The sequence below is a fragment of the Phreatobacter cathodiphilus genome (assembly GCF_003008515.1).
Classification (GTDB): Bacteria; Pseudomonadota; Alphaproteobacteria; order Rhizobiales; family Phreatobacteraceae; genus Phreatobacter; species Phreatobacter cathodiphilus.
This window is the reverse complement of sequence record NZ_CP027668.1, coordinates 942,735-964,244: the sequence shown is the minus strand read 5'-3', so window position 1 is coordinate 964,244 and position 21,510 is coordinate 942,735. Positions and strand designations below refer to the sequence as shown.

Below are 21,510 nucleotides of genomic sequence, written 5' to 3'. Positions count from 1 at the left end.
GGGACCCATGCGCGCCATCGGCCTGATGTCGGGAACCTCCCTGGACGGCGTCGACGTGGCGCTGCTCGACACCGACGGCGAAACCATCGCCGGCTTCGGTCCGACCGGCTACCGCGCCTATAGCGACGACGAGCGCGCCCTCTTGCGCGCCGCGCTGAAGGAAGGCGCGCAGCTCACCGACCGGACGCAGCGCACGCCGCTCCTCGCCCGCGCCGACGCCCTCGTCACCCGCGCCCATGCGGAGGCCGTGGAACTGTTCCTCGAAAGGAACGGCCTGTCGCGCGCCGATATCGGTGTCGTCGGCTTCCACGGCCAGACGGTGCTGCACCGCCCGGCGCTCGGCCTGACGGTGCAGATCGGCGACGGAGAGGCGTTGCGCCAGCGGCTCGGGATCCCGGTCGTCTACGACCTCAGGCAAGCGGATGTCGCCGCCGGCGGCCAGGGTGCGCCGCTGGTTCCGGTCTTCCACCGGGCGCTCGCGGCTGCGGCCGCTCTCCCCCGCCCGCTCGCCGTCATCAACATCGGCGGCGTCGCCAACGTCACGCTGATCGGCGCGGGCGAGACGCTGCTCGCCTTCGACACCGGGCCGGGCAATGCGCTGATCGACGACTGGATGGGCGAGCGAACCGGCGAGCGCATGGATGAGGGCGGCGCTGCCGCGGCGCGCGGCCGGGCGGACGAGGCGCTCCTCGCCTGGCTCCTGGTCCACCCCTTCTTCGCCAAGCCGCCGCCGAAGTCGCTCGACCGCAACGCCTTCGCCTTCTCGATCGTCGGCAATGTCGCGACCGAGGACGGCGCGGCGACGCTGACTGCCTTCACTGCCCGCTCCATCGCCCGCGCCGCCGATTTCGTGCGCGAGCCGCCGGTGCTGTGGATCGTCTGTGGCGGCGGAGCGAAGAACCCGGAGTTGCTGCGTCTCCTCGCCCATGTCACCGGCGCGGAGATCCGCACCGGCGAGGACGTCGGCTGGTCCTCGGATTTTCTGGAGGCTCAGGCCTTCGCCTATCTCGCCGTACGCAGCCTGAAGAGCCTGCCGCTGACCTATCCGTCCACGACCGGGGTGAAGGAGCCGCTGACGGGCGGGGTGATCCTCGCCTGAGGGCGCCGGTCCACGATGGACGGGCGATGCGCGGCGCCGGCCTGCTGCTATGATGGCCCCGTCCGGTCCTCCAGGGAGATGCCAGTGCCTGTCCACAACCTCACCCCCGACGACGTCGCCCGCGGCCTGGCGGAGGACACCATCCTCCTCGTCGACGTGCGCGAGCCCCACGAGGTCGCCATGGCGGGCATCCCGGACGCGGTGAACCTGCCGCTGTCGCAGTTCGACCCGTCGGCCATCCCGGCCCCGGCCGGCCGGCGCGTGGTCTTCCTCTGCGCCGCCGGCGTGCGCTCGATCCATGCCAGTGAAGCCGCGCAGGCGGCGGGCCTGCCCTATGACGCCCATCTCGCCGGCGGGCTGAAGGCCTGGGTGATGGACGGGCAGGAGATCGTCCGCGGCTGAGGTCGGTCAGCGCCGGGCGGCATCGCCCGGCATGGGCGGCGGGGTGTTGGACGCAGCGCCGCGGAACTCGAACATCTTGCGCAGGAAGCCCGGCGTCACCGCAGAGAGCGGGTTGATGGTGAGCCGCGGCGCGCTGACGGCGCCGGCGATCTGGTAGGTGATGCCGAAGACGCCTTCGTCCGGCGCGCCGCCGAGGAAGAAGCCGAGCACCGGAATGCGGGCAAAGATGTTGTTCAGCGCATAGGCCGGCACATAGGTGCCGCGCAGCAGCAACCGGTCGCGGCCGGGATCGAACTCGCCCTCCACCGTGGCGCCGATCGCCGCCCCCCAGAGCAGGCCGTCTGAGACCGTCACCTTGCTGGCGGTGCGGGCGAAATTGGCGCGCAGGCGGGAAAAGGCGAAGGCGTCGTTCTGCTGCTGTTGCTGGCGCGGTGCGTTGGGCGCGCTGCCGGCGGCGGCCACCATGCCGGAGATGGCCTGGTCGCCACGGATGCGGAAATCGGTGATCTCGACACTGCCGTCGCGGATGTTCCCGTTGGGCAGCGGCGGGGTCATGATCAGAGCCAGCGTGCCGCCCTGCAATGAGCGGTAGATGTCGAGGAAGCGCAGCAGCGCCCCGGCGTCGCCGGCGCTGACGGCCAGGCGCTGGGTATTGCCCTGGCCACGCTGCTCCACGGCGAAGGGGGCGTCGCGGCCGACGCGTCCGCTGGCGGTCAAGGACCGGATCGCCTGGCCGTTGCGCGCCATCCGCATCTCGAACTGGCGGATGACCTCGCCGTTGCCGCCCACCACCGCATTGGCCTTGAAGTCGATGTCGAGCTCGGTCGGCGCCGCGCCGGCCGTGGCGGGCCCGGGCCGCGGCGGCTCGGAGAGCGACTTGATGATGTGGCGGGCATCGATCATCTCGCCCCGGCCGATCACCCGGTGGCCCGTGCCGGCGCGCTCGATGCGGATGTTCATCCGGTCGCCGTCGGAGAGGTTGTAGGCGGGGAAGACGCCGGAGACGAGGCCGCCCTTGTCGTCGAAGGTCACCGAACCGCGCACCAGCAGCCCGCGGCTCTCGACGATGAGGTCTTCGAGCTTCCAGCCCCCCTCCCCCTCGACGGCGACGAAGCGGGCCTTGGCCGCCTGTCCACGCGGCTTGCTCCAGCCGGGCAGCAGGTCGGAGAGCGTCGCCGGGCCGAGATCGACCTCGACGTTGTAGCGGCCGGAGTCCTCGCCGACGGTCATCACCTTGACCGGCGTCGGGCCGACGATGCGGGTGCCGATGTTCAGGCCGAGGCGGGCACGGCCGCGGTCGTCGAGGGTCGCGGTGAGGCGGATCTCGGGCTTCGCGTCGGGGCGCGGCTTGCGGTAGTCGAAATTGGCCTGGGCGCCGCCGAGCACGCCCTGGCCGCGCATGGTGAGGCTGCGCGGCGTCGTCAGGACCTTGAAGGCGGCGCGCTCGACGCGCATCTCGCCGAAGGCGTTGTCGGCGGAGAAGCCGGTGAAGTCGGCATCGACGGCGTAATCGATCAGATTGGGCTGGAAGGTCTCCGTCAGAGGCACGTTGACGGTGACCTGCGCCGTCACCATGCCCTCGACCTTGCCCGTGGGCAGGGTGGGCCCGGTCGCGGCGCCTTTGAACGCCTCCTCGCCGAGGAGCGCGAAGGCGGCCGAGGCGGTGCCCTGCAGGCGGAACTTGGTCACCGACTGCGGCGGCTGGATGCGGTGGTCGATGATCTCGAACGTCCCCTGGGTGAGGGAGAGGACCTGCCCCGGGGCCGGCTCGACGCGGCCGCGCTGCACCACCAGGCTCGCCATCTGGCCGTCGACGTCGACGTCGATGTCGGCCTCCTTCAGCGGCGACATTCCAGGCATGACCCGAAGCGAGGTGCCACGCAGCCGGGAGCGCACCGACAGTGCGTGCTTTTCCAGCACCCAGGGTTGCCGCGCCAGCAGGCCGGCCGGAACCGAGACGCGGATGGCGGTGTCCTCGGCGGTGCCGCCGCTCATGTTGTCGGCGACCCAGTCGCGGGCATGAGGGTTGGAGGCGCGCGGCCAGAGCGCCAGGGCGGTGGCGAGCGGCATCTTCGCGGCGGCGACGTCGAGGTGGATGGCCGGGGAACCCTCGGCGAAGACGACCTTGCCCGCCAGCCGTGCCAGCGGATCGGCACCCTGGTCGACCGTCAGTCCCTCCACCGCGAGGCTGCGGGAGAGCGGGTCGAAGGTGAAGCGGGCGCCGCGGACGTTGATGGGCACCGGCGGCTCGTGCGGGTTGAGCACCGAGGTGACGGCCTGGAGCGCCTGCAGCTCGACGACGAAGGGCTCGCCACGGCGCGTCGGCGGGGTGACGATGCCGTTGAGGGAGGCGCGGTTGTGTCCGGCCACCACCTCGACCCGATCGACGACGAGACCGGGAGAGAGGGCCTGCCAATGGACGTCGGCGGCGACGCTGTCGATGGCGATCCGCATGGCCTCGTCGTTGACGTCGCCGACCTTGCCGGCGCCCATGGTGACGCGGCCGGTGAAGGCGACGGGGTCGCCGTCCTCGCCGACGGTGGCGCGCAGCGTGCCGGAAATGGGCGTGTCGGCGAAGACGACCTGCGGTCCCTGCAGGGCCAGCGACAGGTCGCGGGGCGCCATGTCTCGCATGGAGAGGTCGATCTGCCGGCGGCCGGAGCCGTCACGCGGCGTGACCGTGGCGGTGGAGGTCCAGCGGGCGCCGGAGCCGGAAGCGTCGAGCTCGACCGACAGGCCACCGGTCGCCGGTACGGTGAGATCGAGGTCGATGCCGGCGAAGATGAAGCGCTTGCCGGAGCGGACGTCGTCGACGATCACCGTGCCGTTGCGCAGGCCGAAGCCGGCGAGACGGTGGCCGTCGAGGCCCGATTTCTCGATGAGGTCGAGCCAGATGCCGAGCCGCCGGAACGGCGACATCTCGGGTTCGGGAAGGGTGGAGATCACCTCGGCGGCAGGAGCCGCGGCGCCCGGGGTGGCGGCGCCCGGGTCTTCGGGAAGCTGGGTGCGGAAGCGCCCGGCGGCCAGCGCGATCTGGCCGTCCTCGCCGACCTTGAGGGCCACGGAGGCGCCGACGAGGTCGATGCGCCGGATGGAGGGCCGGCCGAGAATGGGCAGCGAATCGAGGCCGAGTGCGACGCGCGGCATGGAGGCGACGCGGCGGCCGTCGCCGTCGTGGATGATGACGTCACGCGCCTCGACCTCGACCTTGCCGCTGCCGTCGCGGACCATGACGGCGGCGCCGATGGTGACGGTGCGGCCGTCTCCGAGCTGGTCGGAGAGAGACCGCGCGATCCAGGGCGTGACCATGTCGAGGCCCATGCCGCCGCGCTGGATCTGCCAGCCGAGAAAGAGAATCGGGCCGACGACCAGCAGCAGCAGCCCGGCCAGGGCGCCGGTGCAGACGCGCCGGCGGGTCGACCAGCAGGAGGGCCGGCCGCCGAGGACCGCGGTCAACAGGGCGGGAACGCGGCGGTTGGCCCACCACCCGGCGAGGGCCCGGCCCGGCGTGCGATGCCAGCCGCGCGTGCGGCCTTCCATCGTCGTCCGGTCGCAGGGAGCCCTGCCCTGGTCGGGGCGCCAATCCATTCCGTCTCCCATCCCGCCGGCCCGGAATTGCCGCGCAGGCTGCACGGCCGTCAATGTGACCCGGACCGGCTTAACCGAATGTTAGGCACGGTTCCACGGCTCAGATCGCACACGCGACCCCGTCACCGGTTTTCTGGTGGCCGGAGCGAGCGAAAATCCGTTGATCTCGCGCGAGCGTATGGATCATCCGTATCGCAGCGAAAACCGACGAAAGGATGGCACCATGGGGTTGAACGTGGGGGACGAGGCGCCGGCAGTGGCGATTCCGGGTGGCGGCGGAAAGGGAATCGACCTCGCCGCGCTGAAGGGCCGCAAGGTGGTGATCTACTTCTATCCGAAGGCCGACACCCCCGGCTGCACCCAGGAGGCGAAGGACTTCACCGAGCTGAAGCCGCGGTTTGAGGCGGCCGACACCACCGTCATCGGCGTCTCCCGCGACCCGGCGAAGGCCCTCGACCGATTCCAGGCCAAGCACGGCCTCGGCGTCGCCCTCGGCTCGGACGAGGAAGGCAAGGTGGTGGAGGCCTATGGCGTCTGGGTCGAGAAGAGCATGTACGGCAAGGCCTATATGGGCATCGAGCGCGCCACCTTTCTGATCGACCGGGCGGGGCGGATCGCCCGCATCTGGCCGAAGGTCAAGGTGAAGGGCCACGCCGCCGAGGTGCTGGCGGCGGCGGAGGCGCTCTGAGCGGACGCGTCCGCCGCCCCTCCCTCCCCTTGCGGCAAGCCTGGGCCGGCGGGCACGGTTCGTTAACCTTAATCGGCGGTAATGGGGCGTCACGTTCGCGTATGGATGGACGCCGATGCCGCAGCCCAGCCAGCGATACAATCGCGCGCAGCTCGCCCACGAAGCCAATCTGCGGGCCCAGGTTCCCACCGGGGCCCTCACCTTCGCCTGGCGCGGCCGCTCCGGCACGCGGACGCTGTCGCTGTCCTATGCGCTGAGCGGTACGGTCGTCGCCACGGCACTCGCCTTGTCGCTCTGGGGCGTCGCCGTCACCAGCTATCTGGCCTTCAAGGACGACATCATCGGCGGCGTGATGAGTCGCCAGGCGAGCCTCCAGCACGCCTACGAGGATCGCATCCGGGAGCTGCGCGCGCAGCTCGACCGGATGACCAGCCGGCAGATGGTCGATCAGACCGAACTCGAGCGGCGGGTCGACCAGGTGGCCCGGCGCCAGGCCCTGCTGGAGACGCGGCAGGCCATCGTCACCTCGCTCAAGGAATCGGCCGGCGACGTCCACGGGCCGGCGCGTCCCGGCGCTGCCGGGCGCAATGCGGCGGCTCCCGCGCCACGCCCGGCCGTCGCCGGCGACACCGTGCGCCTCACCCCGCCCGCCGGCCGGCACACGCGGCTTGAATCGCGCGAGGTCGTGGCGGCGGCGCCGGCGCAATCCGCCTTCGCCCTCGCCTCGGCTCCGACGCGGCTCGACGTCGTCGCCGGCGTCGAACGTTCACTCGATCGGGTCGAGCAGAACCAGCAGAGCCTGCTGCAGGGCCTGGAGACCCGCGCCGAACGGCGGGCCCGGCGAGTCCGCGCCATGCTCGCCGAACTGGGGCTCGCCGAGACCCGGCTCGCGCCCACAGCCCGCGGCGGCTCCACCGCCGGAACGGGCGGCCCGCTCATCCCCCTGCCCGCCCCGACCCCGGACGCCTCGCCCTTCGAGAAGCAGGTCTTTCGGCTGCAGACGGTCATCCGCGACCAGGACCGCCTGAACCGGCTCGTCGCCAGCATCCCGATCGCCCGCCCCCATGCCGGCGAACTCGAACTCTCCTCCGGCTTCGGTGCCCGCCTCGACCCGTTCCTCAGGAGCTGGGCCATGCATTCGGGCATCGACTTCCGCGGTGCCACCGGAGAGCCCGTCTTCGCCGCCGCCAGCGGCCGGGTGACCCACGCGGGATCGCTCGGCGGCTACGGCCTCCTCGTCGAGGTCGACCACGGCAACGGCATCGCCACCCGCTACGCCCACCTCTCCCGCATCGAGGTGAAGGAGGGCGACCTGGTGGGCGTCGGCCAGCGCGTCGGGCGGATCGGCTCCACCGGCCGCTCGACGGGGCCGCACCTGCACTACGAGACCCGCATCAACGGCGAGGCCGTCGATCCCATGCGCTTCGTGCGCGCGGGCGTGAGGCTCGCCTCCGCCGATTGAGGTCCGCGGCCGCCCGCCGGCCGCACCTCGCTGACGTGCATGCCACCTGGCTCTTTCCCGCCCCGTCGGCGGCGGGACAACACGGGAGAAGATCCGTGACGGATCTGTTTCTGGCCTATCGGCGCTCCGACCGGAGCCGCGTCGAGGTCGTCCGGCAGGCGCTGGCCGATCTCGGCCTGACCATCCACCCCGACATCGAGCCCAAGGGCCGCGGCGCGGCCAAGGCGCTGCGCGAGGCGGCGGCGGGCGCACGCGTCCTCTTCGCCCTCTGGCCGGCGGAGATCCTCGACCCCACCGAGAACCATGCCGGGCTCTTGACGCTGGCGCGCGGCGCCCACCAGACCGGCCGTCTCGTCACGGCGAGGCTCAGCCCGCTGGCGACGGACAAGCTGGAACCGCCCTTCGACGCCGTTCCCGCGCCCGATCTGTCGGCCTGGCTCGACCAGGCCAACCACCCGGCGGAAGACGGGGCCTGGCAGGCCCTGCTCGCCGCCCTCGGCGAGAAGCTGGGGCGCCCGGGCCTTCCCGAACTCGCAACCGCCGTCGCCGCCGATCGCGGCCAGGCCGGCGAGCCGGCGCAGGTCGCCTTCGCCCGCCGTCACCCCGAAGATCCCGCCGCGGCGGCGATCTGGACGCGATTCGACGCCGCCGAGCGGGAGCGCTTCGCCGTCGAGTTCCGCAAGATTCACGGCGTTCTTCAGGAGCGCAGCACCGCCGCGCAGGACAGGTTGAAGGCGACGCTCGAGGCCTTCGCCGCCTATCTCAAGGCCGTGCGCACCGACGCCGGCGCGACGCCGCCCGACCCGCGCGAGGCCCTCGCCGACGGCGCCGGTGCGTTGCGCGAGAGCGTCGCGCGCCTCTCCTCCGAGAACGACCGGCTGCGCACCGCGCTCGACCGGGCCGTGGCCGCGCCACCCCCGGCGCCCGCCAACGGCAATCTGCCGTTCAAGTGGATCGGCATCTCCGCCGCCGCCTTCCTCGTCGGCAGCATGGCGGCGGCCGGCGTCACGGAATTCGCAGGTCCCCTTCGCGGCGATGCCCATCCCCGCATCGCCGCCCTCTCCCGGGCGGCCGGCGAGAAGGCGGAGGTCGCCGCCGGCGCCGCCGCCGAGCTGGCGCGGTTGCGCGATCAGGCCCGGACCGCAGCCCGTCGTGCCGAGACGGCCGAGGCCAATCTGCGTGTCGCCCGCACCCAACTCGCCCACAGCCAGACCGAACTGATCCAGCGGCAGAACCAGACGGCGGAGGCGGCCGGCCAGATCCGGCGCAGCCAGACGGACCTGCAGGCCGCCCAGAGTGCCGTCGCCGCAGCCGAAAAGAAGGCCCAGGAGGCCGCGGCGCGGGTCGCCAGCCTGGAAGGCGAGCTCCAGACGCTGCGCCAGGCGGCCACGGCCGCGGCCGACAGTGCCGTCACCACCGGGACGGTGCGCCCCCGGCCGGCCGACGAGGCCGCCGCGCCGGCCGCCGCGGCCGAGCCGCAGGCCGCGCCGCTGCCGCAGCCGCGCCCCGAGAGCGATGCGACCGGCTCCGTGCCGCCGCCCGGCCCTGCGGCGGTCGAGGGCCCCTATCGCCACCGCCGCGACCGCTGGTCCTTCGCCATTCCCCCGGGCTTCCGCCTCGACAGCGACAACGACCTGCCCGGGCCGGTCAACTCCGTCCTTATCCACGAGCAGAACCGCGACGCCGTTGTGGTGGTGAGCGCCAACAGTGCCCGTGGCTCCTGCACCGCCCAGTCGTGGTACTGGGACACGATCGTCGAGGGCCCCCGCCCGCGCCGCGGCGAGATCAGTCACGATTCCGATCTTCCGCAGGGCCAGGCCGGGTTCCGCGGCTTCACGGTGCGCGGGCGCGGCGTGCTGCAGGGCGACCGCTTCCGCACCGACCTCGAATACTACGACCTGGTCGCGCAGAAGCGGAACGAGCCGGGCGTGGTCTATCTCGTACAGGCGCGCTTTCCGCGGGCGATGGCGGCAGAGATGGTCCGCTCGGTCAACGCCATGTGGCGGGACTTCGAGGTGACCGGCCAACGCGCCTATCCGACGCGGTGCTGACGGGGCTGCGGGACGGTGGCCGAATCGAGTCCCACTCATGCAGCCGGGCCCGGACCAGGCTACCGCGTGGAACCCTCGCGGGGCAGTTTGCGTGATCCGGCGCGCGCGGTCGGCGGCGCCCCTGATTCCCGGAGACGATACGCATGCGCCCGCTGTTTCCCGCCCTGTGCCTCGCCCTTGCCGTGCAGGCGGCGCCCGCCCTCGCCCAGAGCCCCGATCCCGGCAGCTACTACAAGCTGACCACGCAGTTCCGCGGCACGGGCATGCCGATGGACGTGTTCAACGGCGGTCCGCGGAACAACCAGGCGCGGCTCGACCGCGACCAGAACGTCTCCGGCCAGAACTGGCGCTTCATCCCGACCGGCGACGGTTCCTGGCGGCTCACCACGGAGTTCCGGGGATCACGCATGTGTCTCGACATCAACCCGCCGACCAACCGCCCGGAGCTGAGGCCCTGTGGCAACTTCACCGGCCAGTTCTGGCAGATCGTGCCGGCGGGCAACTGGGTGCGCCTCACCACGACGTTCCGCGGACCGCGCATGTGCCTCGACATCGATCCCGACAGCGACCAGCCGGAGCTCAGGCCCTGCGGGAATTATTCGGGACAGTTCTGGCGGCTGGGACGCACGGGCAGGGCCGTCCGGTAGGCACGGCAGACAGCATTGAAACCAAAAAGGCCGCCCCGAGAGGCGGCCTTTTTGGTCGTGACGACGATCGGCGATCAGTAGCGCGCGACCACGGCAGAGGGGCCGGTGGAGAAGAGGTAGGTCACGCCGACGCGCACCGCGTGGGAGCGCGGGTTGTGACGGTAGGTCCAGCCGGGGAAAACGACGGCGCTGGCGTTCGACACGCGGCCGTAGTCCGAGTAGCGGTATTCGAGCCGGGCGGTCCAGTTCGGCGTGACGGCGTATTCGACACCGGCGCCGACCGTCCAGCCGGCCTGGGTGCGGCTGACGTACTCGATGACGGTGGGGCTGAAGTAGCCGTAGCGCAACTGGGCGACGGCGAGACCGCCGGTCACGTAGAACAGCGTCCGATCCACCGCGACGCCGGCGCGCAGGCGGACCGACCCTTGGAAGTTGGAGCGAAAACGCCAACCGTTGCCGTTGCCGACCGGGTAGTTGCCGTTGACGCCGGAGGCTTCGAGATCACCCTCGAGGCCGACGACGAAGTTCTTGACCTGATAGTTGAAGCCGGCGTGGATACCGCCGGTGACGCCGCTGGTGTTGAAGCCCTGGTCGAAGCCGGTGGCGACGCCCGTCGCGGTGACCAACTCGCGGGTCCGGTCGTTGTACCAGACGCCGCCGACCTGGCCGCCGATGTAGAACCCGCTCCAGCTGAAGGCCGGAGCCGTCGCGACGCTTGCGATCGGCATGCGCGGCGACCCGAGATCAGCGGCCAGGGCGCCGAAGCAGGATGCGAAGACCGCTGTGGAAGCGAGCAGACACTTTTTCATGGGAACCCAGCATGCACGGAAAGATCGACATCGCCTCTTGTGCACAGATGCGGGCGACCATCAACCGTGGGTTCGTATCGTCGTGTTTCCGGGCTGTATGGGGGCACAATTTTAGGGTATAATGGTACCCTCGCTGCTTTGCCGCCCGGCCCCCGACTCCCCCCGCCCGAACGCAAAAAGGCCGCCCTTGCAGGCGGCCTTCTGCTGTCGGAAACGGTGATCGGCGATCAGTAGCGCGCGACGACCGCCGAGGGGCCGGTGGAGAAGAGGTAGGTCACGCCGACGCGCACCGCGTGGGAGCGCGGGTTGTGGCGGTAGGTGAAGCCCGGGAAGGCGACGGCGCTGGCGTTCGACACGCGGCCGTAGTCCGAGTAGCGATACTCGAGCCGGGCGGTCCAGTTCGGCGTGAAGGCGTATTCGACACCCGCACCGACCGTCCAGCCGGCCTGGGTGCGGCTGAAGTTCTCGATGACGGCGGGCGTGAAGTAGCCGTAGCGCATCTGGGCGACGGCGAGACCGCCGGTCACGTAGAACAGCGCCCGATCGACCGCGACACCGGCGCGCAGGCGGACCGACCCCTGGAAGTTGGAGCGGAAGCGCGTCCCGTTGCCGTTGCCGAGCGTGTAGCCGCCGTTGACGCCGGAGGCTTCGATGTCACCCTCGAGACCGAGCACGAAGTTGTTCACCTGGTAGTTCACGCCGGCATGGAGACCGCCGGTGATGCCGCCGGTGTTGAACCCCTGGCTGAAGCCCGAGGCCACGCCCGTGGCGGTGATGAACTCGCGGGTCCGGTCGTTGTACCAGACGCCACCGACCTGGCCGCCGATGTAGAACCCGCTCCAGCTGAAGGCCGGAGCCACGACGGCAGCCGCGATAGGCATGCGCGGCGCGCCGAGGTCAGCGGCCTGAGCGCCAGCCGCCGAGGCGGCGAGGAAGGCGGATGCAATGATGAGCTTCTTCATGATTCCACATCCGGTGGGTTTGGACTGGCGCGAGCTTCGATGCCCTGTGTTTCTGAAATGTGGCACGCTGCCATAATTCAGAGTATCGGAATGCCGGTGTTGCCTCCAGGTCACAGGTGGTCGGCAGGCCCAGTGCCCAAACGCAAAAGGGCCGCCTCCGGGCGGCCCTCTCCAGATGGTCGCTGCGGCGCCCGTCATTCCACGTCTTCGGTATCGCCGGCCTTGGTGCCATAGGCGCGCATGGCCAGCGTCGCCTCCATGAAGCCGTCGAGGTCTCCGTCGAGAACGTCGGACGGCACACCGGAGGTCTTGCCGGTGCGCAGGTCCTTCACGAGCTGGTAGGGCTGCAGCACGTAGGAGCGGATCTGGTGGCCCCAGCCGATGTCCGTCTTGGAGGCGAAGTCGGCCGCGGCCGCCTCCTCCCGGATCTTCAGCTCGCGCTCGTAGAGCTTGGCGCGCAGCATCTGCCAGGCGACCGCCCGGTTGGCGTGCTGTGAGCGCGAGCCCTGGCTGACCACCATGACGCCCGTCGGATTGTGGACGAGGCGCACGGCCGATTCGGTTTTGTTCACGTGCTGGCCGCCGGCGCCGCCCGAGCGCATCGTGTCGATGCGCACGTCGCTGTCGTTGATCTGGATGTCGATCTTGTCGTCGATCACCGGATAGACCGTCGCCGAGGCGAAGGAGGTGTGGCGGCGGGCGTTGGAATCGAAGGGCGAGATGCGCACGAGGCGATGCACGCCGGCTTCCGTCTTCAGCCAGCCATAGGCGTTGTGGCCCTTGATGAGCAGGGTGGCCGACTTGATGCCGGCTTCTTCGCCCTCGCTCTCCTCGACCACCTCGACCTTGAAGCCGCGGCGCTCGGCCCAGCGCGTGTACATGCGCATGAGCATGAGGGCCCAGTCCTGGCTTTCGGTGCCGCCGGCGCCCGCATGGACCTCGAGATAGGTATCGTTGGCGTCGGCTTCGCCGGAGAGAAGCGCTTCGAGCTGCAGGCGCTCGGCCTTGGCCCGGGTCTCGACCAGGGCCTTCGCGGCCTCGTCGAGGGTGGCGGCGTCGTCCTCCGCCTCGGCGAGTTCGGCGAGTTCGAGATTGTCGGCGAGGTCACGGTTGATGGTGGTGAGGGCGGTCATGCGGGCATCGAGCGCGTTGCGCTCCTGCATGACCTTCTGCGCCTTGTCCGGATCGTTCCAGAGATCGTTGGATTCGGCGAGGGCGTTCAGTTCGGCGAGGCGCTTGACCGAGACATCCCAGTCAAAGATGCCTCCTCAGGAGCCCGACAGACTCCTTGATGGCCTCGGCGGTGGCGACGATGTCGGCACGCATGGGGCACTTCCCTTCGGGGTGGACGAAAAAGAGGGCGCACCCTAGTCACGTGCGCCCTCGTGTCAATGCGGCGGGCGCGCCGCCATGGGGCTGCCGGCCCGGCGCCGAGGAGGCGCTTTTCCGGTGGATGACGCCGCCGCGGCCTGTAGCGCGCGCCCGTTCGGGCCTAATGTCGCCGCCATCGCCCGAAACCGGCACCACCAACCGGGCGGCGCATCACGGAGGCTGATCATGGCGGACGGCTATTTTCCGAAGTGGACCGAGAAGAGCGGCGGCATCGTCATGCCGGACGAGCGGCTGCCGCTCGGCCAGACCGTCGTCGTCGGCCTGCAGCACGTCGTCGCCATGTTCGGCGCCACGGTTCTGGCGCCCATCCTCATGGGCTTCGATCCCAACGTCGCCATCCTGTTCTCCGGCATCGCAACGTTGATCTTCTTCGTCGTCACCGGCGGCCGGGTGCCGAGCTATCTCGGCTCGTCCTTCGCCTTCATCGGTCCGGTGCTCGCGGCGATCGCCGCCGGCACGGCGGCGGGCGGCGCCCCCAATATCGGCCTCGCCCTCGGCGGCATCATCGCGGCGGGCGCGTTCTACACGGTCATCGGCCTCGTGGTGATGGCCATCGGCCACGGCTGGGTGGAGAAGGTCATGCCGCCGGTCGTCACCGGCGCCATCGTCGCCGCCATCGGCCTGGTGCTGGCACCTATCGCCATCGGCATGGCATCCGGCACCGGCCCGGGCAACGCGGAGGGCGCCGCCTTCCCGCGCTGGATCGCGCTGTTCACGGTGGTCGCGGTCGGCGCCTTCGCCGTCTATGCGCCTGGCCTGTGGCGGCGCCTGCCGATCCTGCTCGGCGCGATCGCCGGCTATGTCCTCTATCTCGTCCTCGCCAACGGCATGGGCCTCGGCGCGCCGATCGATTTCGCGAAGGTGGCGGCGGCCCCCCTCTTCGGCCTGCCCAACTTCACCGCCCCCGTCTTCGACGCCCGCGCCATGGTGCTGATCGCCCCGGTGGCGATCATCCTGGTCGCGGAGAACCTCGGCCACCTCAAGGGCATCGCCGCCATGACCGGCCGCAACCTCGACCCCTATATCGGCCGCGCCTTCGTCGGCGACGGCATCGCCACCATGCTCTCGGGCTCGGCGGGCGGCACGGGCGTCACCACCTATGCGGAGAACATGGGCGTCATGGCGGTGACCCGCATCTATTCGACGCTGATGTTCGTCGCCGCGGCGCTCATCGCCATCCTGCTCGGCTTCTCGCCGAAGTTCGGCGCGCTCATCCTCACGATTCCCGTGCCGGTGCTGGGCGGCCTCGCCATCGTCGTCTTCGGCCTCATCGCCGCGACGGCGGGGCGCATCTGGGTGGAGAACAAGGTCGACTTCTCCAACCCGCGCAACCTCATCACCGTGGCGGTGGCGCTGGTGCTCGGCGCCGGCAACTTCAAGCTGACCATCGCCGGCTTCACCCTCGACGGCATCGGCACCGCGACCTTCGGCGCCATCATCCTCTACCACCTGCTGCGCGACCCGCAGCCGGAGGCCTGAGGCATCATGACGACCAGCGCCTATGTGCCGGTGCCCCTGCCCGACCATGTCGGCCTGCCGGAGGAGGAGATGCAGGCGCGGGCTGACGCCTTTCTCGCCGACATCCGCCGCCGGCACACGGTGCGCGACTTCTCCGGCCGGCCGGTGCCGCGCGCCCTGATCGAGACCTGCATCAGGGCCGCCGGCACGGCGCCGAACGGGGCCAATCACCAGCCCTGGCACTTCTGCGTCATCGGCGATCCAGCCGTGAAGCGCCGCATCCGCGAGGCGGCGGAGGCGGAGGAACGGGAGTTCTATGCCGGCAAGGCGGGCGAAGAATGGCTGAAGGCGCTGGGCCCGCTCGGCACCGATCCCGAAAAGCCCTTCCTGGAGACGGCGCCCTGGCTGATCGCGGTGTTCGGTGCCCGGCGTTCGGCGAGTGCCGACGGCGTCATGCGTAAGAACTATTACGTGCCGGAATCGGTCTCCATCGCGGTCGGCTTCCTTATCGTGGCGCTGCACCGGGCCGGGCTCGTCAGCCTGACCCATACGCCGGCGCCGATGGGCTTCCTCAACGCCATCTGCGGCCGTCCCGCTGACGAGAAGCCCTATATCCTGATGGTGGTGGGCCATCCGGCCGAGGGCGCCACCATCCCAGCCCATGCGCTGGAGAAGAAGCCGCTGGAGGCGATCGCCAGCTTCCTGTGATGCCGGCGCCGGCTCAGCGGTAGGCCGCCGCCTTCAGCGTCCAGGTCCAGCGCCGCAGCGGTACGCGGCAGTCGCCGATGGGAACGTCGGCGCAGGTGCCCGGCGGATTCTCCGTCTCCAGGAAGACGATGACGCTCACGCCGTCGCGGCTGTAGCGCCTGACGAGGCTCATCGGCCCGTCGGCGTCGAACGGGACGTCGTGCCGCCAGCCCCGCAGCGCCGCGACGAGCCGATCCGAGACCTCGCCGAACCGCCGCGTCAGGCCGGTGGCCGTGCCGGTGACGACGCAGGCCTCGCCGCGCGGGGCGCGATCGTCGACGGTACGGGCGGGCCCGGTCGCCGCCCGGACGGCGATGCCGGTGGCCTCCGACAGCGACCGCGCGACAGCCTGGCAGTCCTCGGCGGCGACGGGTGTGGCCGCGCGCTGCGCAGCAGCCGGCGCGGCGGCGGGAACGGCGGCGAGAAGCAGCACGAGGCCGACGGTGAACGAGGGGGCATGCATGGGAGCGGTTCCGGGACGGGGGCTGGACCCGAGGGCTTAGGCCGCTTGTCTCAATGTCCGGTAAACCTGCCCGCCGCACGAAAAAGGCGGCCCGCAGGCCGCCTCGTCGTCTAACCTGCCCCGGAACGCCGCGTCAGTAGAGGCCGCCCGTACCGGTGCCGATGGCGCGGTTGCTCTCGTTCGAGGGGCCGCGGCGGGGGCCGCCGGCCGCCGCCGAGTCGAAGGGATTGATCAGCTGATAGCTGTCGGGCGGTGCGGTGCCGGGCTTGAAGGCCTCGAGAATGGCACCGCCGGAGCCGGCGCCGGCGCGAAGGCCGGTGCGCGGGTCGATGCGGATCAGCTTGATGCCGGTCGGCACGCGGAAGGGCACGGCCGGGCGGTCGGCGAGCGCGACCTTCATGAAGTCGTGGAAGATCGGCACGGCGAGCGCGCCGCCGGTGGCGCTGGCGCCGAGGCTGCGCGGATTGTCGTAGCCGACATAGACGCCCACCGCGAGGTCCGGCGAGAAGCCGACGAACCAGGCGTCCTTGGCGTCGTTGGTGGTGCCGGTCTTGCCGGCGATCGGCTTGCCCAGCGCCCGAAGCGAGGTGGCGGTGCCGCGCAGCACGACGCCCTCCATCATCGAGGTCATCTGGTAGGCCGTCATCGGGTCGAGCACCTGCTCGCGCCGGTCGACGAGGATCGGCTCGTCCTGGTTCTGCCAGCGCGGCGCCGTGCAGCCCTGGCACTGGCGGTCGTCGTGGCGGAAGATGGTGGAGCCGGTGCGGTCCTGGATCCGGTCGATCAGCGTCGGGCGGATGCGGCGGCCGCCGTTGGCGAACATGGAATAGGCGGCGGTCATGCGCATGACCGTCGTCTCGCCGGCGCCCAGCGAATAGGACAGGAACGAGGGCATGTCGTCATAGACGCCGAAGCGCTTGGCATATTCGGCGATGAGCGGCATGCCGACGTCGTTGGCGAGGCGCACGGTCATGACGTTGCGCGACCGCTCGATGCCGAAGCGCAGGGTCTGCGGCCCGTAGAACTGGCCGGAATAGTTTTCCGGTCGCCAGACCTCGCCGGTGCCGGTGGCGAGTTCGAACGGCGCGTCCATGACGACGGTCGAGGGCGTGTAACCGTTGTCGAGAGCGGCGGCATAGACGAAGGGCTTGAAGGACGAACCCGGCTGGCGGCGCGCCTGGGTGGCGCGGTTGAACTGGCTCTGGTCGAAGGAGAAGCCGCCGACCATGGCGAGCACGCGGCCGGTATAGGGGTCCATGGCGACGAGGCCGCCGGAGACTTCCGGAATCTGGCGAAGGCGGAACTGGCCCTCCTTGCCGGCCAGCGGTTCGACATAGACCACGTCGCCGGCATTGAGCGTGCGGCTCACCGGCCGGCGCGTCCAGCGGGCGCCCTCGGCGGTGATGAGGCCGAGGTCGCGGGCGGAGCTGACCTGGCCGGAGGCCTCACGGCCCGGCTGCAGGCCGATGCGGGCGGTCTCGCCCTGGGCGTCGATGACGACGGCGAGGCGCCAGCCGATGTCGTTGAAGTTGCGGATCTCGGCGAGCTTCATGCCCCAGTCGCCGCGCATGTCCTCGATGCGGGTGACGGGACCGCGCCAGCCGCGCTGCTCGTCGAAGCGGATCAGGCCGGCGGTCAGCGCCTGGCGGGCGGCGACCTGCAGCTTCGGGTCCAGCGTGGTGCGGATCGACAGGCCGCCTTCCAGCAGCTTCTTGTCGCCGAACCGGTCGGTCATCTCGCGGCGGACCTCCTCGGCGAAGAAATCGGCGGCGAACTGCTGCTGGCGCGGCGAACGCGGGTTGACGGTCAGCGGCGAGCGGCGGGCGGCCTCGCCCTGCTCGGCGGTGATGTGGCCGTCCTCGACCATGCGGGTGATGACGTAGTTGCGGCGCTCCAGGGCCCGGTCGCGGTTGCGGAACGGGTGGAGCTGCGTCGGGCTCTTCGGCAGGGCGGCGAGATAGGCCGCCTCGGGAATGGTCAACTCGTGCACCGACTTGTCGAAATAGACGAGCGCGGCGGCGGCGACGCCATAGGCGCCGTAACCGGGAATGACGAAGCCGAGATAGATCTCGTTCAGGTAGAGCTCGAGGATCTGGTCCTTGGTGAAGGCCGATTCCATGCGCATGGCGATGAGAGCCTCGCGCACCTTGCGGTCCACCGTCTGCTCGCCGGACAGGAGGAAGTTCTTCGCCACCTGCTGGGTGATGGTGGAGGCGCCCTGGGGGCGGCGGTTGGAGCCGCGGTTCTGGAAATTGGTGAGGGCGGCGCGGGCGATGCCGGTGAAGTCGATGCCGTTGTGGGTGTAGAAGTTCTTGTCCTCGGCGGAGAGGAAGGCCTGGACGACGAGCTTCGGCACCGCCTGGATCGGCAGGTAGAGGCGGCGCTCGCGGGCATATTCGGCCATGAGCTGGCCGTCCGAGGCGTGGACGCGGCTCATGATCGGCGGCTCGTAATTGCGCAGGGTGTTGTAGTCCGGCAGCTCCTTCGTCACCTGCGTGACGTAGACCGCCACGCCGGCGGCGCCGAGCAGGAACGCGATCGTCCCCAACCCGAAGGCCCAGCCGAAAAATCGAAAAACCAGCCTCATCCGCTCAATTCGCGCCCGCTGGGGCTGCGCCTCTCATCGTCCCCGGAAGGGGGCCGGCCCGAAAACCGGCTGGGGTGCCCTGTCCAAACGTCTCGCCATCCTAGCATGAGGCCGGCGCGCCGCCCATCGGCAAGACCCGGCCGGCACCCCGATTCCGGCAGCGGGAAGCGCGTGGCAAGCACGGATGTCCTGCGACTGTGGCGGGGATGTGACCCGTTCGGGGCGCCCTGCGAGCGGGCCTGAGGGTGCGGTTCTCCCGCCACAGGACGCAGGGGCGTCGGCGATGCGTCACGCACCGGTCATGGGCCCTGCCTAGCGTCACCCCGTGGTGCTGTCCATCGCGGTGATCGCGGTGCTCCACGGGTCTTGCGGGTTACAGGGGGCGTTTCATGCAGGTCGATGTGTTCACCCAGGTCATCGTGCCTGTGATCGGAGGTCTCGGCATCTTCATGCTGGGCCTCGAATTCATGTCCAACGGCATCCAGTCGCTGGCGGTCAACAAGATGAGGGCGCTGCTGGCGAAGCTCGCGGGCACCCCGTCCAAGGGCGTGCTGGCCGGCACCTTCATCACCGGCATCATCCAGTCCTCCACCGCCATGACCGTGATGGTCGTCGGCCTCGTCAACGCCGGGGTGATCGGCCTGCGGCCGGCCATCGCCGTCATCATGGGCGCCAATATCGGCACGACGCTGGGCAATGGCCTGATCGCGCTGCCGCTCGGCCCCCTCGGTCTCCTGCTCGGCGGCATTTTCGCGCTGGTCTATATATTCGCCAAGTCGGACAAGGTGAAGAACATCGCCCTGGCCTGCATGGGCTTCGCGCTGATCTTCTACGGCCTCAACCTGATGACCGGCGGCCTGCGCCCGCTGCGCTCCATGCCGGAGGTGATGAGCGTCATCTCCACCCTGAAGGCCGACACCTACGTCAACCTCCTCTACTGCGTGCTGATCGCCGCCTTCATCACGGCGATGATCCACTCCTCCTCCGCCACCATCGGCATCGTCATGGGCCTCGGCGCGGCGGGCATCCTCGACTGGAAGACGGCGGTGGCCTTCTCGCTGGGCGCCGACCTCGGCACCACGATCACGTCTTGGATGGCCTCGCTGAACCTGTCGAAGAACGCCAAGCGGGCGGCCTACGCCCACATCAGCTTCAACATCATCGGCGTCTGCGTCACCATTCCGCTGTTCTTCGTCTCGATGGACGTGCTGACCTGGGCGATGCAGTGGTTCGGCGGCGATCCCGGCGTGCCGGTCGTCGTCAACGGCAAGGAGACCTTCCCGCTCGTTCCCGTGGCGGTCGGCGTCTATTCGACCTTTTTCAACATCTTCAACGTGCTCCTGCTCTTCCCCTTCGTCGGCGTCTTCGAGCGGGTTCTGATGAAGGTCGGCGCCTCCTCGCTGGACGACGTGGAGGACTATTCGCAGCCGCGCTTCCTCACCGAAGCCGCGGCGGGTGATCCCGCCAGGGCGGTGCCGGCGGTGCTGCAGGAGACCGGGCGCTATCTCGAGGCGGCGGAGAAGTTCCTCGACATCGCCCGTGGCGACGAAAACGCGCCGGACAAGGTGGAGGAGCACTGGGCCGCCATGGACCTGCTCAACCGGGAAATCCGGTCCTACACCTCCGGCATGTTCAAGGCCGACCTGCCCTATGCGCGGGCCGACCTCGTGGCAAGCCTCATCGAGGAGGAGGACTTCACCGCCAGCCTCGGCGAGGCGCTTTACCAGATCGCCCGGCGCGTCGAGCGCCAGCCCTTCGGACCGGCCGGCCGCCAGCTCGTCGACGCCATGCTGGCGGAGGTGACCACCGCCATGCGCGCCATCGTGCCAATCGACCAGCCGGACCGCGACGTGCCGGCGGCGGCCGAACCGCGGATCGCCAGGCTCGGCGAGCTGCGCACCCAGGCGCTGCGCCTCGGTGCCGACCTCCCTTGGGTGGAGCGCGGCGCCATCCTCGCCCTGCTCGGCAGCGCGGAGCGGGCCTATTTCCTGATCGAGCGCATCGACGCCGAGCGCCGCTCGGTGTCCCGCTCCGTGCCCGTCGCCGAGACGGTGAACCAGACGCAGGCCAGCGGCGGACTGACCCCCGCCCCGGCACGGGCGTGAGGCGCACCGCCATGGTCCGCACCGCCCTCGCCCTCCTCGTCGGACTGGCGCTTGTCACGCCGGCCCCGGCCGCCGCGCAGACCTTCACCGGCGCCGGCTCCACCTTCGCCTACCAGCTGCTCATCCGCTGGTCCCAGGCCTACCAGCGCTCCCAGCGCGACGGCGACTATCAGCCCGTCGGCGCGCTGTTCGACTACGAGCCCAGCGGCTCGGAGGCGGGCATCCAGCGCCTGCAGCAGCGGGCGGTGGACTTCGGGGCCACCGAGGCGCCGCTCTCCGACGAGGAGCTCCATCGCTACAACGCGGTGCAGTTCCCCGTCGTCGCCGGCGGCATCGCCATGGTCACCAACATCGACGGCATCGGGCCCGGCCGGCTCAGGCTGACCAGCGACACCATCGCGGCGATCTATGCCGGACGGATCACCCGCTGGTCGGACCCGGCCATCCGCGCCGACAATCCGGGCCTCGCCCTGCCGGACACCGCCATCGTGCCGGTGCGGCGCGCCGACGGCTCGGGCACGACGGCGGCCTTCACCACCTACCTCTCCAAGGTGAACGCCGACTGGCGCGGCACCATCGGCAGCGGCCAGACGGTCCGCTGGCCGGTGGGCGTGCCGGCGCGCGGCAATCTCGGGGTCGCCACGACGGTGCGGACCACGCCGAACGCCATCGGCTACGTGGACCTCGCGACGGCACGGGCGATGAACCTGCCGCCGGCCGCGGTGCGCAACGCCGCCGGTGCCTTCGTCACGCCGGATCTCGCCAGCCTGCGCGCGGCGGTGCAGGTGGCGGCGGCCGCAACCGACCTTCGGACCGTGCTCGTCGACCCGCCCGGCGCGGGAGCCTATCCCCTCGTCGCGACGGTCTTCGTCGCCGTGCCGCGGGAGGCCGCCAACACCGGTCGCTCCCGGGCGATGATGGCCTTCTTCGCCTGGGGCGTGGAGAACGGCGCCGCGGACGCGGAAGCGCTCGGCTATGTCGCGTTGCCGGCGACGGCGGCCGGCGTCGTGTCGGACAGCCTGCGTCGGCGGGCGCCCGCCATGCGCTGAC

The 21,510-nt window shown here is 70.6% G+C and carries 16 protein-coding genes; 10 read left to right on the top strand and 6 right to left on the bottom strand.

Features of this window, described 5'->3' with window-relative positions; all coding sequences use genetic code 11:
- Nucleotides 1-7 precede the first annotated feature (7 nt).
- Both C6569_RS04650 and C6569_RS04645 read left to right on the top strand, forming a co-directional pair.
- Entirely contained in the window at nt 8-1,099 is a 1,092-nt protein-coding gene (locus tag C6569_RS04650; RefSeq protein WP_106747740.1) for an anhydro-N-acetylmuramic acid kinase, read from the top strand.
- Between the two features lie 84 nt (nt 1,100-1,183).
- Complete coding sequence (locus C6569_RS04645) at nt 1,184-1,501, top strand: rhodanese-like domain-containing protein (RefSeq protein WP_425440699.1); 318 nt, start codon at nt 1,184-1,186, stop codon at nt 1,499-1,501.
- A 6-nt stretch (nt 1,502-1,507) separates the two neighbouring features.
- Here C6569_RS04645 and C6569_RS04640 read toward each other — a convergent pair whose 3' ends face one another.
- Nucleotides 1,508-5,089, bottom strand: coding sequence for a YhdP family protein (locus tag C6569_RS04640; protein WP_146144730.1), 3,582 nt, complete (start codon nt 5,087-5,089; stop codon nt 1,508-1,510).
- A gap of 223 nt (nt 5,090-5,312) precedes the next feature.
- Between C6569_RS04640 and C6569_RS04635 the strand changes: the two genes are divergently transcribed.
- From C6569_RS04635 to C6569_RS04620, 4 genes are all read left to right on the top strand, one after another.
- On the top strand, nt 5,313-5,777 hold the full coding sequence (locus C6569_RS04635) for a peroxiredoxin (RefSeq protein ID WP_106747737.1): 465 nt from the start codon (nt 5,313-5,315) through the stop codon (nt 5,775-5,777).
- Nucleotides 5,778-5,892: 115 nt separating this feature from the next.
- A complete protein-coding gene (locus C6569_RS04630) occupies nt 5,893-7,239 on the top strand; it encodes a M23 family metallopeptidase (protein ID WP_106747736.1) in 1,347 nt (448 codons plus the stop codon).
- A gap of 95 nt (nt 7,240-7,334) precedes the next feature.
- Nucleotides 7,335-9,290: a hypothetical protein gene (locus C6569_RS04625; RefSeq protein ID WP_106747735.1), complete on the top strand. Its 1,956-nt coding sequence runs from the start codon at nt 7,335-7,337 to the stop codon at nt 9,288-9,290.
- A 143-nt stretch (nt 9,291-9,433) separates the two neighbouring features.
- Complete coding sequence (locus C6569_RS04620; RefSeq protein ID WP_106747734.1) at nt 9,434-9,937, top strand: RICIN domain-containing protein; 504 nt, start codon at nt 9,434-9,436, stop codon at nt 9,935-9,937.
- Between the two features lie 74 nt (nt 9,938-10,011).
- On the opposite strand, the gene C6569_RS04615 is transcribed toward C6569_RS04620, so the two are convergent.
- The 3 genes from C6569_RS04615 to prfB form a co-directional block, all read right to left on the bottom strand.
- Entirely contained in the window at nt 10,012-10,665 is a 654-nt protein-coding gene (locus C6569_RS04615; RefSeq protein WP_181313909.1) for an outer membrane protein, read from the bottom strand.
- Nucleotides 10,666-10,973: 308 nt separating this feature from the next.
- Nucleotides 10,974-11,708: an outer membrane protein gene (locus C6569_RS04610; RefSeq protein ID WP_181313908.1), complete on the bottom strand. Its 735-nt coding sequence runs from the start codon at nt 11,706-11,708 to the stop codon at nt 10,974-10,976.
- 194 nt (nt 11,709-11,902) lie between these two features.
- Nucleotides 11,903-13,034 (bottom strand): peptide chain release factor 2 gene (gene prfB / locus C6569_RS04605; RefSeq protein WP_106747731.1). Its coding sequence is split into 2 segments (ribosomal slippage): nt 11,903-12,964 and nt 12,966-13,034, totalling 1,131 coding nucleotides; the frame shifts between segments, so codons are not numbered across the junction.
- 231 nt (nt 13,035-13,265) lie between these two features.
- Here prfB and C6569_RS04600 point away from each other — a divergent pair.
- Together C6569_RS04600 and C6569_RS04595 are read left to right on the top strand one after the other, a co-directional pair.
- On the top strand, nt 13,266-14,579 hold the full coding sequence (locus C6569_RS04600; RefSeq protein WP_106747730.1) for a solute carrier family 23 protein: 1,314 nt from the start codon (nt 13,266-13,268) through the stop codon (nt 14,577-14,579).
- 6 nt (nt 14,580-14,585) lie between these two features.
- A complete protein-coding gene (locus tag C6569_RS04595; protein WP_106747729.1) occupies nt 14,586-15,266 on the top strand; it encodes a nitroreductase family protein in 681 nt (226 codons plus the stop codon).
- A gap of 13 nt (nt 15,267-15,279) precedes the next feature.
- Here the strand turns inward: C6569_RS04595 and C6569_RS04590 are convergent, their stop codons facing one another.
- Both C6569_RS04590 and C6569_RS04585 read right to left on the bottom strand, forming a co-directional pair.
- Nucleotides 15,280-15,768, bottom strand: coding sequence for a hypothetical protein (locus C6569_RS04590; RefSeq protein WP_106747728.1), 489 nt, complete (start codon nt 15,766-15,768; stop codon nt 15,280-15,282).
- A 133-nt stretch (nt 15,769-15,901) separates the two neighbouring features.
- Entirely contained in the window at nt 15,902-18,355 is a 2,454-nt protein-coding gene (locus C6569_RS04585) for a penicillin-binding protein 1A (protein ID WP_106747727.1), read from the bottom strand.
- A gap of 389 nt (nt 18,356-18,744) precedes the next feature.
- Here C6569_RS04585 and C6569_RS04580 point away from each other — a divergent pair, with 389 nt between their 5' ends.
- Both C6569_RS04580 and pstS read left to right on the top strand, forming a co-directional pair.
- Complete coding sequence (locus tag C6569_RS04580; RefSeq protein ID WP_106747726.1) at nt 18,745-20,460, top strand: Na/Pi cotransporter family protein; 1,716 nt, start codon at nt 18,745-18,747, stop codon at nt 20,458-20,460.
- Between the two features lie 11 nt (nt 20,461-20,471).
- Nucleotides 20,472-21,509: a phosphate ABC transporter substrate-binding protein PstS gene (gene pstS, locus C6569_RS04575; RefSeq protein WP_106747725.1), complete on the top strand. Its 1,038-nt coding sequence runs from the start codon at nt 20,472-20,474 to the stop codon at nt 21,507-21,509.
- Nucleotide 21,510 lies beyond the last annotated feature (1 nt).